General features: G+C 45.5%; 11 protein-coding genes. 9 read left to right on the plus strand and 2 right to left on the minus strand.

From position 1 onward, the window contains the following. Positions 1-44: 44 nt before the first annotated feature. Positions 45-794, plus strand: a complete 750-nt coding sequence (locus EO131_RS11525; RefSeq protein ID WP_127022043.1) for a sulfite exporter TauE/SafE family protein — start codon at positions 45-47, stop codon at positions 792-794. On the opposite strand, the gene EO131_RS11530 is transcribed toward EO131_RS11525, so the two are convergent. Beyond that, a complete protein-coding gene (locus EO131_RS11530) occupies positions 779-1,225 on the minus strand; it encodes a MarR family winged helix-turn-helix transcriptional regulator (RefSeq protein WP_127022046.1) in 447 nt (148 codons plus the stop codon). The two genes, EO131_RS11525 and EO131_RS11530, sit on opposite strands and share 16 nt — an antisense overlap. A gap of 175 nt (positions 1,226-1,400) precedes the next feature. Between EO131_RS11530 and hppD the strand changes: the two genes are divergently transcribed. The 5 genes from hppD to EO131_RS11555 all read left to right on the plus strand — a co-directional run bounded on the left by hppD (position 1,401) and on the right by EO131_RS11555 (position 7,614). Continuing rightward, positions 1,401-2,534 (plus strand): 4-hydroxyphenylpyruvate dioxygenase, encoded by a 1,134-nt coding sequence (gene hppD / locus EO131_RS11535; protein WP_127022049.1) that lies wholly within the window; start codon positions 1,401-1,403, stop codon positions 2,532-2,534. Between the two features lie 79 nt (positions 2,535-2,613). After that, positions 2,614-3,771, plus strand: a complete 1,158-nt coding sequence (locus EO131_RS11540; RefSeq protein ID WP_127022052.1) for a homogentisate 1,2-dioxygenase — start codon at positions 2,614-2,616, stop codon at positions 3,769-3,771. A gap of 134 nt (positions 3,772-3,905) precedes the next feature. Beyond that, positions 3,906-5,126, plus strand: coding sequence for a fumarylacetoacetase (gene fahA / locus EO131_RS11545; RefSeq protein ID WP_127022055.1), 1,221 nt, complete (start codon positions 3,906-3,908; stop codon positions 5,124-5,126). Between the two features lie 122 nt (positions 5,127-5,248). Beyond that, positions 5,249-6,115, plus strand: coding sequence for a flavin reductase family protein (locus EO131_RS11550; protein WP_164731693.1), 867 nt, complete (start codon positions 5,249-5,251; stop codon positions 6,113-6,115). Positions 6,116-6,513: 398 nt separating this feature from the next. Continuing rightward, complete coding sequence (locus EO131_RS11555; protein ID WP_127022061.1) at positions 6,514-7,614, plus strand: pyridoxal phosphate-dependent aminotransferase; 1,101 nt, start codon at positions 6,514-6,516, stop codon at positions 7,612-7,614. Between the two features lie 191 nt (positions 7,615-7,805). Here the strand turns inward: EO131_RS11555 and EO131_RS11560 are convergent, their stop codons facing one another. Continuing rightward, the gene (locus EO131_RS11560) at positions 7,806-10,457 is read right to left on the minus strand and encodes a DUF5916 domain-containing protein (protein WP_127022065.1); all 2,652 of its coding nucleotides are present in this window, start codon (positions 10,455-10,457) and stop codon (positions 7,806-7,808) included. A 246-nt stretch (positions 10,458-10,703) separates the two neighbouring features. Here EO131_RS11560 and rplM point away from each other — a divergent pair, with 246 nt between their 5' ends. From rplM to rpsB, 3 genes are all read left to right on the plus strand, one after another. Then, on the plus strand, positions 10,704-11,159 hold the full coding sequence (gene rplM, locus EO131_RS11565) for a 50S ribosomal protein L13 (protein WP_127022068.1): 456 nt from the start codon (positions 10,704-10,706) through the stop codon (positions 11,157-11,159). Beyond that, the gene (gene rpsI / locus EO131_RS11570) at positions 11,159-11,545 is read left to right on the plus strand and encodes a 30S ribosomal protein S9 (RefSeq protein ID WP_127022071.1); all 387 of its coding nucleotides are present in this window, start codon (positions 11,159-11,161) and stop codon (positions 11,543-11,545) included. Before rplM ends, rpsI begins: the two co-directional genes overlap by 1 nt. Before the next feature lie 210 nt (positions 11,546-11,755). Next, positions 11,756-12,838, plus strand: a complete 1,083-nt coding sequence (rpsB, locus tag EO131_RS11575; RefSeq protein WP_127022074.1) for a 30S ribosomal protein S2 — start codon at positions 11,756-11,758, stop codon at positions 12,836-12,838. Positions 12,839-12,908: the final 70 nt, after the last annotated feature.

A 12,908-nucleotide genomic window follows, 5' to 3' on the forward strand; every position in this document is an offset into this window, starting at 1 on the left:
TTGGGAATCGGGTAAAAACACTACCTTGATCTTTTTGCCAAAGCATGAAATTCAACTATATTTTTCTCTTACTGGCACTGGTTGCGGAAATCGTGGGAACCATTGGAGGATTTGGTTCCTCCGTCTTTTTTGTCCCCATTGGAAACTTCTATTTCGACTTTTATTCCGTGTTGGGCATGACGGCCATTTTTCACCTCTCCAGCAACCTCAGTAAAATATGGCTGTTCAAAAAAGGGTTGGACAAAAAATTGCTGCTCTATATTGGCCTTCCATCTGTTGTTTTTGTTGTCTTGGGCGGATTTATGTCCAAATGGGTGAACACGGGTGTCTTGGAAATTGTATTGGGTATTTTTCTGGTCCTTTTCAGTTTGTTGTTTTTGTTGCGAAGCGAGATCGTGGTTCTTCCCAACAAAAGAAATGCCGTTGTTGGAGGCACCTTATCCGGATTTTCTGCCGGGCTACTGGGTACCGGAGGGGCCATCCGCGGACTTACCATGGCCGCTTTCAATCTGGACAAAAATGCCTTTATTGCCACCTCTGCCTTTATCGATTTTATGATCGATTTCTCCAGGACCTTCGTGTATTATGAAAATGGGTATATCGGGAAACAGGAACTAAGTTATCTGCCCTTCCTTTTGACCATAGGTTTGGTGGGAACGTATTTGGGAAAGCGCATCCTGCATCACATCCCGCAGGAAAAATTCAGAAAGTTGAGTTTGTTGTTCATCTTGCTCATCGGGTTGGCCACCATTGCCAAACTGGCTTTTGACCATTGGGGTCAATCGGCTTCGTAATTCTCTCCGATTTGATCCAGGACCCGTAAAAACGTTTCGAATTCTGTTGGGTCAATATCCTTGAGCGCCAATTTTCGCAATTGCAGTGCAGTGGGTAAGGTTCGGTCCAGGATTTCCTGTCCCTTGGGCGTAAGTGCAAGCTTAAACCGTTTTTGATCTCCATCAAAACGGGTCTTTGTGATCCAACCGTTGCGCTCCAAGCCGCTGATCACCCGGGAAATTGTTGCCCTATTTCGGAAATTGCCCTTTACAATGTCGCGTTGGCTGGCCTTTTTGCCCAACTGATGGATTTGGTACAAGATCACCCATTGCTCAATAGTGGTATTTACCCCAAGATCTTCAAAGGCACGCAAATAGGCCTTTTGGATTTTGCGGAGTACCAGGTCCAAGTGGAACCCCATTCCCTGTATTTCATCGATACGGCTGAGCATGTTTTTATGATTGGGCACAAAAATAGGGAAAGTGTTCTTCACGGGAATTCATCCATAAAACCCCAATAAATTTTAACCCAATTTTTGATCCACGAAATCGCTTTCGTAAGCCAAAATTATTACTTTTGTTGCATCAACAACAAAATTAACTGAAAAAACAAAAACATACCGTACTATGGATACTTCAACACTTCAAAAAACCAAGGATACATCCACCGATTTTATGCCGATCAACGGCACCGATTATATTGAACTGTATGTAGGCAATTCCAAGCAAGCCGCCCATTTTTACAAAACGGCCTTCGGATTTCAGTCTTTGGCCTATGCCGGATTGGAAACCGGACTGAAGGACAGGGAAAGCTATGTGGTGGCGCAGGATAAAATCCGTTTGGTACTCACCTCACCCCTGCAGAGTGGAACCGAAATCGGAAAACACATCGACAAGCATGGTGACGGTGTAAAAGTGGTGGCCCTTTGGGTAGAGGATGCAACCTATGCCTATAATGCGGCCATGGAACGCGGCGCCAAATCGTACATGGAACCCAAAGTGGAAGAAGATGCCAGCGGTAAGGTGGTACGTTCCGGAATCTACACCTACGGAGAAACCGTGCACATTTTTGTGGAGCGCAAGGACTACAATGGAACTTTTTTGCCAGGATTCAAAAAATGGGAAACCCCAGACTACAATCCAACTTCAACCGGTTTGATGTTTGTAGACCACATGGTAGGCAATGTTGGATGGAACAAAATGAACCACTGGGTAAGTTTTTATGAGAACGTTTTGGGCTTCAAAAACATCCTTTCGTTTGATGACAATGACATTTCCACCGAATACACCGCATTGATGAGCAAGGTGATGAGCAACGGCAACGGGCGCATCAAATTCCCGATCAACGAACCTGCGGAAGGAAAGAAAAAATCACAGGTGGAAGAGTATTTGGATTTTTACGAAGGCGAAGGCGTACAGCACATTGCCGTAGCAACCGATGACATCATCAAAACCGTTCGCGATTTGAAAAGTCGTGGCGTTGAATTCCTACGTGTTCCGGATACGTACTACGATGCCGTGACCGACCGTGTAGGTGAAATCGACGAGGACATTGCCCCATTACGTGAATTGGGCATTTTGGTGGACCGCGACGATGAAGGTTACTTATTGCAAATCTTCACCAGGCCCGTAGAGCCCAGACCGACCATGTTCTTTGAGATCATCCAAAGAAAGGGAGCACAATCATTCGGAAAAGGGAATTTTAAGGCCTTGTTCGAAGCCATCGAGCGTGAGCAGGAAATTCGAGGCACTTTGCATTAAAAATTGTACTTTTTAGGTGTTGAATATTGAGTAAATCATTTTACCCATAACCCAGCACCTTTAACTTAAAACTTTACGAATGCCCATATATCATAAACTCGGAAAAATTCCGCAAAAGCGGCATACCCAATTCGAAAAGCCGGACGGCAGCCTTTACTACGAGCAGCTTTTTGGCACGATTGGGTTCGATGGTATGTCGTCCCTATCCTATCACATCCACCGGCCCACACAGGTCAAGGAAATTGGAAAGGCCATGGACCTATCGCCAAAGATTGCGGTGGAAAAGAACATCACCAGTCGTAAATTTATCGGGTTTGATGTCGCTCCAAAGGATGATTTTTTGGAAGCGCGTGAACCCTTGCTCGTCAACAATGATGTGCATGTAGGCTTGGCCGCTCCCCGCAAATCGGTGACAGATTATTTTTATAAAAATGCCGATGCGGACGAAATGCTGTTCATCCACAAAGGCTCTGGAACCTTGCGCACCTTTTTGGGCAACATTCCTTTTGAGTATGGGGATTACCTCATCATACCGAGGGGAATGATCTATCAAATTGAATTTGATACCGAAGACAACCGCATCCTTTATGCGGAATCTTTCCATCCCATTTACACCCCGAAACGGTACCGTAACTGGTTTGGCCAATTGTTGGAGCATTCGCCTTTTTGCGAGCGCGACTATAAATTGCCCCAAGACCTCGAAACCTACGATGAAAAGGGAGAATTTGTGATGAAGGTCAAAAAGCAGGGCATGTTGCACCATCTGGTCTACGCCACCCATCCTTTTGATGTGGTCGGCTGGGATGGGTACAACTTCCCTTACGGTTTTTCCATCCACAATTTTGAACCGATTACGGGAAGGGTACACCAACCGCCACCAGTGCACCAAACGTTTGAAACCGGCGCCTTTGTGGTGTGTTCATTCTGCCCGAGATTGTACGATTACCATCCCAAGGCCATACCGGCACCCTACAACCACTCGAACATCGATTCGGATGAGGTGTTGTATTACGTAGATGGTGACTTTATGAGCCGTACCGGTATCGGACCCGGCTATATTTCACTGCACCCCGCGGGCATTCCGCACGGGCCGCACCCGGGCACCTACGAGGCAAGTATCGGTAAAAAGGGCACAGAGGAATTGGCCGTGATGATTGACACCTTCAAACCGTTGATGGTCACTGAAAATGCCCTGAAAATTGACGATGGCAAGTATTACAAATCGTGGTTGGAATAGACTCAAAATAAATGTCATTTCGAAATGAGCGAAGCGATTGAGAAATCTCAAACAATTAGATTTCTCACATGCGTTCGAAATGACAATAAGTATAAGATTCCCGTTTCCACGGGAATGACATTAAAAATCATTTCATGATCATAAACATACCTGAAAACTCAGATTTTTCTATCCATAACATTCCCTTTGGGATTTTTTCCACCGAAGACCGCAGCCCACGTGTGGGTGTGGCCGTTGGTGAGCATATCTTGGATTTGGCCGCCGTGGCCGAACTCGATGTGTTCGACTTCAATACCGCCGTGTTGGAAAAGGACACCCTGAACGATTTTATCGCCTTGGGCAAGGAAATCACCAAAAGAGTACGTAAAAATATCCAGCACTGGCTACAAGACGACCATTCTGTGTTGGCCGGAAAGCCGGAGCTTTTTGTAAAGCAGTCGGAAGCCCAAATGCACATGCCGGTGTACGTAGGGGATTACACCGATTTTTATTCGAGTATAGAACACGCCACCAACGTAGGCAAAATGTTCCGTGACCCGGAAAATGCCTTATTGCCCAACTGGAAACACATTCCAGTGGGCTATCACGGTAGGGCCAGCTCCATTATTGTGAGCGGACAGGCCATTCACCGCCCGAAGGGACAAACCTTACCGAACGGTGCAAATGCCCCCGTTTTCGGACCCACCCAACGGTTGGATTTTGAGTTGGAAATGGGCTTTATCTGTGGAAAGGACACCCAATTGGGCGATTCGGTTTCCACCAAGGAGGCTGAGGATTACATTTTTGGCTTGGTATTGTTCAACGACTGGTCGGCACGTGACATCCAAAAATGGGAATACGTGCCCTTGGGACCCTTTTTGGCCAAGAATTTTGCATCTTCCATCTCTCCTTGGGTGGTGACCATGGAGGCCTTGGAACCTTTCCGAGTGGCCGGACCTACCCAAGAACCGAAAGTATTGCCCTATTTAGAGTACGAAGGCGCCAAAAACTACGACATCAACTTGGAAGTGGACATCACCCCAAACGGCGGTGAAGCAAATACCATTTGCCATAGCAATTTCAAGTACATGTATTGGAACATGGCCCAACAATTGGCACACCATACGGTAAATGGTTGCAACATCAACGTGGGCGATATGATGGCCTCCGGAACCATTTCCGGAAAGGATGAAAACGCCTATGGCTCCATGTTGGAATTGGCCTGGATGGGCACTAAACCGGTGCAATTGAAGGACGGTTCCGAGCGCAAGTTCATTTTGGATGGCGACACCGTTACCATGCGTGGCTATGCCGAAAAGGATGGCAAACGCGTTGGTTTTGGAGAAGTTTCCACCAAGGTGTTGCCCGCTAAATAAACTCGGTAGCTGAGCTGAGTCGAAGCTACCAAGACTCGAATTGTGACCTCGACTTTGCGAATTGAATGAATCTTGAATTGTGACTTCGACTACCCTCAGTCACCTAAGGAATAAAAAGTATGATGAAAACCATCGATCCAACCGAATTGGCACAGCCCGATTTGCACCAAATATTGCTTACGGCCGTGGCACCACGACCCATCTGTTTTGCCAGTACTGTGGACAAGGACGGCAATGTGAACCTGAGCCCGTACAGTTTTTTTAATGTGTTCAGTTCCAATCCGCCAATCATGATCTTTTCACCGGCGCGAAGCGGACGGGACAATTCCCTGAAACACACCCACCAAAACGTGCTTGAAGTGCCCGAAGTGGTCATCAATATTGTGAACCAACCGATGGTGGAACAGATGTCGCTTTCCAGTACGGCTTACGATAAGGGCGTAAACGAATTTGTAAAGGCCGGATTTACCGAAGTGCCCAGCGAAAAGGTAAAACCCCCTCGGGTGGCCGAAGCCCCAGTTTCTTTTGAATGTACGGTACAGGAAGTGATCGAACTGGCACAAACTCCCGGCGCGGGCAATTTGATCATGGCAAAGGTGGAACTCATTCACATCAACGAAAGTTATTTGACAGGTGGCGTATTGGATACCGAAAAATTGGATTTGGTGGGCCGCATGGGTGCCAATTGGTACATCAGGGCGACCAAGGATGCCCTGTTTGAAATTCCCAAACCCCTACGCACTAAAGGTATTGGAGTGGATGCCTTGCCCAAGGGTATTCGGGAAAGCGATGTGCTTACCGGCAACAATTTGGGACGACTGGGCAATTTGGAAAGCCTGCCCTCCACCTTGGAGATTGATATTGCCGGGGTATCGGAGCATGCCAAGAACCTGTCCAAGCGAGAAATCCACGAATTGGCCCAGCAGATTCTGGAACATGGCGACACGGAAAAGGCGATGGCGTTATTGTTGTATGCGGAGGGATTGTAAATTCCTAATTAAGTTATTGGACCATGTGTGAATTTTGTTTTAATGAACACTTTGAATCATTCGAAACTTCAGAAAAGTTTGAAGAAGTAGATTTAATCTTAACACAAAAATTAGGTCGAGAGCATTTACAATTTATCAAAAATGTCACCTTAAAATATGGTGGCTTGGGTTACTACATATACAAATGCAAAAATTGTAACACAAAATGGTATTTGTCAGAACCTGAATATTCGTGGAGAGGGTTTCTGTTACCAGAAAAAACTGCGTTGGACAAATTGAAAAAAACGCAAGGTCAAGATAAAATTTTAAAATTATTGTTTCTGTTAATTGTGATAGTAATCGTTCTACTAATAGTATACTTAATTCAGTAAACAGAACATTTTAGCAAAGCTAAAAAAATGAAAAAAAGCATCGAATCCATTTTTAAGGCCCACTTGGAGCCCAAAGAAGTATACAAGGGCGGAAAAAACATTCCCCCTTCCCATAAAAAAATCTACAAGCTATCCTCCAACGAGAATCCATTGGGAGCATCGCCCAAGGCCATTGCCGCCATGAAGGCAGCCTTGGATCACATCGATATCTATCCCGATCAAACGGACATTCGCCTGCGAGAAGCGTTGGTGAAGGACTTTAACAACCAACTCGCTGCCGACCAATTTTTGTGCGGCAACAGCGGTTCGGAGATTTTGGACATCCTGTTACGGGCCTTTGTTTCCGAAGGGGACGAGGTGATTTACTCCAATCCCTGTTTTTTGCCCTATTCGGTGTTCTCCAGATGGTATGGCGCCAAGACCATCGATATTCCCTTGTTGGCCCCCAACTACGACCTGGATGTGGAAGGGATATTGAACGCGATTACCGACCGCACCAAGATCATCTTTTTGACCAGTCCGAACAATCCCACGGGAACCTATATTCCCAAAGCTGTGATGGATGATTTTATGGCCCGGGTACCACAAAACATTCTCATTGTTTTTGACGAGGTGTACCGACACTTTGCCGATGCCGAGGATTATGTGACCGCCCTGCCCTATGTACTGGCCGGACATAACGTACTTGGACTGAACAGTTTTTCCAAAACCTATGGTTTGGCCGGTCAGCGTATCGGTTACGGCTATACCACCGCGACCATTGCCAATTATGTGCGGTTGATCCATAAACCTTTCCTATTGCCGCTCACTTCCTTGGAAGCGGCCATCGGGGCCTTGAACGACTCCGAATTTATTGAGAAAACCGTTCAGACGGTACTTGAGGGTCGAAAATTTATTGCCAAGGCCTTTGATGAGTTGGGAATCAAATATTGGCCCAGCCAAGCCAACTTTTTCATCATAGATCCGCCCTTCCCAGAAATGGAATTCACCGACAAAATGATGGAAGAAGGCATTATGGTACGGCCCGTTTCCCAATTTGGGGCACCGGGCAAGGTGCGCATCACTATAGGTGATCAGGAAGCGAATGAGGCTTTGGTTGCTGCTTTGCGGAGGATAATGAAGCTCTAGGTTGTCAGTTCGAGTTTTTTCCTTTAGGAAAAAGTATCGAGAACTAGTTTACACAATATCCTGTGTCGATTCTCGATACAGTTTTTTCGTTTCACTTCAAAACCACTCGAATTGACAAATTTCCATTAATTGGATACATTGTCATTCCTGTACTTCGGCTTAGCTCAGCATCCGTGCGGAATGACACTAAACTATAATACAAATCGATAGGTGGCTTTTAACAAAAAGATGTTGTGGGGCTTCTGTCCAAAAATGTTATCCCCCAAACTCGGCAACAGTCCTTCCGCAGGATTCCCGGATTGGGTCACATCCTGCGACCAGACCAAAAAGATTTCGGATCCCGGAATGTATTCCCATCGTATTACTAAATTGGAGCGGAACTGCACAAAGGAAAAATCGGGATCGTCAAAATTGAAGTCTTCCAATCCATCGAGGTTTTCATCCACAGAATAGGTGCCATCCGCAAAACTGATTTGGTTGTCATTGTACTGCACAATACGATCTTCAAAGCGTTTGGCCAATGGGTCGGTCACATGTTTGAAATTGGAATACCGCCCCCGTGAAATAAAGGGTTGCCCCCAGTATTGTATCGTTAAATTAGGATTGATGGTATAGTTCAACCGGAACGACATGCTCAAAGTTCGTTGATCGATCTCCCCATTCAGGTACCGCGGTGAACCGCCCACGTCATCAAAATTATTGATGAACTGCAATTTATCGTGATTGATGCTCAACGACGGAAAGGCCGAAATCCGAAGGGCATTGAGCGGTTGGTAGACAAATCCGGCCTCCACATAATAGGACTTAAAGGAATTGTCGACGGCTTTTCTGCCATTGTGGAATGCAGAAAAACGAATTTTCTTTCTGTTGTCGGTGTTGATGCTGTTCCAAAAACTCATCCATGGGGAAATTCGCAATCTGGGCCCGCCCCTTAGATTGAAGTTGGAATATTGGATGGGCGCAAAATTGAATCCAGCATTGGTGAACCAGTTGCCTTTCCAGTTTTGCCAACTATTGGTATTGAACTGCATGTAATTGTGATTGCCCGCAAAATCCCAGGCCGACCAATGGTTGTAGTTGATGCCCACACGCCGAAAGGTGCTGTCGGGTTTCAGGGTCTGGTAACCGATCCAGGTATAGTGCCGGATATCATCGGCCTGCCGTTGAAAACCGATATCGTTCAAATCCAATTCGGGCGACCGCCATGTGGCCCCGGATTCGAATCGCCAATGCCCGTTGCCGATCTTCCCTATTTGCACATTGCCCCCAGTACCCGTAAGCGATGTACGGGTGGTATCCACGGCTACATGATCTGCATCCACCCGGTTGAACAAATGGGTAATGGATTGCTGGGTATTGGTGATGGCCTCTTCGCTCCCTTGGATATGGCTGAAGGTGATGTTACCTCCCACGTACCAATCCCTATTGTTCCATTGGTGTTTAAAATCCAATCCGCCCGTGTAAGCTGCTTCGTGGAGAAAATTGAGCTCTTCCGGAAGGTTTTCCCGATTGGTCGCCGTAATAATGCCCCCGATATAGGAGTTCCGTTGGTTGAAATCCTTTTGTAAACGACCCACAAAATAATTGGTGAGCGGCTCCACAATCTCTTTGCGCCGGTCCCCGCTACCGTTTACTATGGTCGCCTGTCGTTGCGAAGTCACACTTTCCAACACCCCAATGGCCCACCCATTCTTGGTCTTCCCACTGAACTTTGCAGCTCCAATGATGGGCGTGTTATCCGGTTGGTCCACAAATTCCCCATCGGAAGTGTCGGGATAGCCTTGGGGACTTCGACCAATCCGCCTCGAATAGAAAATATTGTCGGAGCCAAAGGTATTGCCCGCTTGCGACTGGGACACCGAAAAATCAAAAATGTTTTTGTTCTCCACAAAGAAAGGGCGTCGTTCTTGGAAAAATATTTGGAAACCATCCAAAGCAATGGCGGATGGATCGGCATCCACCTGGCCAAAATCGGGGTTTACCGTAAGATCCAGGGTAAGGTCGTTGGTGATGCCGATCTTGGCATCCAAACCACCGGTAATGCTGTTGTCGCTTCCATCCTGAAACGGGTTACCGTCCTCAGCTTCATAGGTTTCCACCTTGGCCACGGTATAGGGTTGGATCTCCAACTGTTTTTGGGGCTGGATGTTCTTCAGACCGTGTAATTCGCCAAACTCGCTCACCCAACCAGGTTGATCCACTGGCTTCCGTTGCCACACTGATCGTTCTTCGGCACGGAATATCCTACGGGTCGACTGAAAACCCCATACCTGTTCCTTCTCAGTACTGAATTTAAGCTGACTCAGCGGAATTCGTATCTCTGCTGTCCATCCCTCATCATCTATATTGGTTTTGGCATACCAGATTGGGTTCCAACTAGAGTCCCAATTGTTGCCGTTGTTGGAAATGAACTCATCCCCCTTTACCCCGGCGGCAGTAATGGTAAAGGAAAAGGCCGTCCGTTTATCAAAATAACTATCGATGTTGAACTCGATCCAGTCCCCATCGAAACCATCCCTTCGGGATAGGCGTTTTACAATTTTATCGGGCTCCGGATCTAAACAGCGAACACCTATATATAGGTTCTTGCTATCGTAGAGAATTTTAAACTGTGTTTGATGGGTGGGTGGGGTATTTTCATCGGGCTGCCATTCAATATAATCACCGCCCCATTCAACTTGTTCCCAAACTTTATCTTCCAAGATACCATTGATCGTTGGTGCCGCATACTCTCCAAGGGCTTTGGTATAGTATTTTTTCTTTTCAATTACTTCGGTAGAATCTTGGGCTTGAACAAATAGGGATAACAATAGGGCAAGGAAAAATAGGCCAGAGTGCTTCAAAACGTCGTTTTTTGATTGGATTGACACTGTAAAGACCTCGCATTTTCACATCAGTTACACCGTTTTGGAACTTTAAGGTTATTTTAACAACCCACAGGATTACATTTGCCCTGTTTTGAAGAAGGTTGGGGCAAAATGAAAAAACCTAAAAAATATTCCCAATCAACCGTTTGTAATTCAATCTAATAATTGTACATTTGCAGCCCGTTTATCGGGATAGGTTATTAAATCAATACTATTAGAGAAGTGGATACATTAAGTTATAAGACTATTTCCGCCAATAAATCTACCGTTGATAAGGAGTGGTTATTGGTTGATGCTGAAGGACAGACCTTGGGAAGATTGGCGTCCAAAGTAGCCAAATTGCTTAGAGGAAAATACAAGACCAATTTTACGCCCCACGTGGATTGTGGAGACAATGTTATTGTCATCAATGCTGAAAAGATCAACATGACCGGCAACAAGTGGGATGACAAGGTTTACTTGAGATATACTGGTTATCCAGGTGGTCAACGTTCTGCTTCTGCAAAAGATGTTTTGACCAAACACCCAGAGCGTATCATTGAAAATTCTGTTAAGGGAATGCTGCCAAAGAACAAATTGGGCGCTGATCTTTTCAGAAACCTTAAAGTATACGCTGGTGCGGAACACGGACAAGAAGCTCAAAAACCAAAGGCAATAAACTTAAACGACTACAAATAATGGAAGTGGTTCATAAGATAGGCAGAAGAAAAACTGCTGTGGCAAGGGTATACGTTTCACAAGGTTCTGGAAACATTACCGTGAACAAGAAGGATTTGAACGATTACTTCACTACTGCTACACTACAATACAAAGTAAAACAGCCTTTTACTTTGACCGAAAACGAAGAAAGCTACGACGTAAAGGTTAATGTTTACGGTGGTGGTATCACCGGTCAAGCCGAGGCTATCCGTTTGGCTTTGTCAAGGGCAATGTGCGAAATCGATGCTGAGAACCGAAGCATTCTTAAGCCAGAAGGCCTTTTGACCAGGGATCCAAGAATGGTGGAAAGAAAGAAATTCGGTCAGAAGAAAGCCCGTAAGAAATTCCAGTTCTCCAAACGTTAATATTATTCGGTGCCTTGGCACCAAATATATAAGTTCATTGAAAACCCTGGAAATCAATTTCAGGGTTAAATTTTTAACCAAGTTGTCGTTGTTCCAAAAGGGAAAAAATCGACTTTTTTGGAAATTAGTTTAGCATCTAAATGGATAGGGCGAACCCAAGTGACCACCAATCCATTGCTACTACAACGGAACGTAAACTAAATACAAAAAATGGCAAGTAAAATTGAAGTAAAGAATTTACTCGAAGCAGGTGTGCATTTTGGGCACCTAACCAGAAAATGGAATCCGAACATGGCTCCCTACATCTACATGGAGCGTAACGGAATCCACGTGATCAATCTCTACAAAACTGTTGCAAAACTGGAAGAGGCCAACGAAGCCCTTAAAAAAATTGCAGCTTCAGGACGTAAGATCCTTTTTGTAGCCACAAAAAAACAAGCAAAAGACATTGTTGCGGATAAAGTATCCAAAGTGAACATGCCCTACATCACCGAAAGATGGCCAGGTGGTATGTTGACCAACTTTGTGACCATTCGTAAGGCTGTTAAGAAAATGGCTTCCATCGATCGCATGAAGAAAGACGGAACCTTTAACACCCTTTCCAAAAAAGAAAGATTGCAGGTTGATCGTTTGCGTGCCAAGTTGGAAAAAAACTTGGGTTCCATCGCCGACATGACCCGTTTGCCAGGTGCCATCTTTATAGTGGATACCATGCGTGAGCACATTGCCGTAAAAGAGGCCCAAAAATTGAACATTCCAATTTTCGCCATGGTCGATACCAACTCCGACCCAAGACCGATTGACTTTGTTATCCCATCCAATGACGATGCCAGCAAATCCATCGAGGCTATTTTGGAAGAAGTGACCAAAGCGGTTGCCGAAGGTTTGGCCGAGCGCAAGAATGACAAAGCCAACGATAAGGAGGACGAGGAAGAAGAAGTAATGGAAACCAAAACCGTAATCGTTGATGACGAGGAGGAAGTGGTAAAGGAAGACAAGAAAGCCAAAAAAGCCAAGCCAGCCCCAAAAAAGGTGAAGGCCGACGATTTGACTAAAATTGAAGGTGTTGGACCCAAAGCTGAGGAAGCCCTTATCGGAAAAGGCATTGCCAGCTACGCAGACCTTGCCAAAACAACTCCTGAAAAAATCAAGGAGATTTTGACCGAGGCCAGCTCAACATTGGCACACCTAGACCCAACTTCTTGGCCAAAACAAGCCAAGATGGCCGCCACAGGTAAATGGGACGAATTGAAAGAATGGCAAGACAACGCCAAAGGTGGTGTTGAACAATAAGAATTGATTTAACATTGCCCTTAAACGAAACACGTTTTTAGTGTTTTACTTTACATAAATCTTTAAAAAG

Origin of the sequence: Flagellimonas beolgyonensis (assembly GCF_003992615.1) — a bacterium.
Lineage (GTDB): Bacteria > Bacteroidota > Bacteroidia > Flavobacteriales > Flavobacteriaceae > Flagellimonas > Flagellimonas beolgyonensis.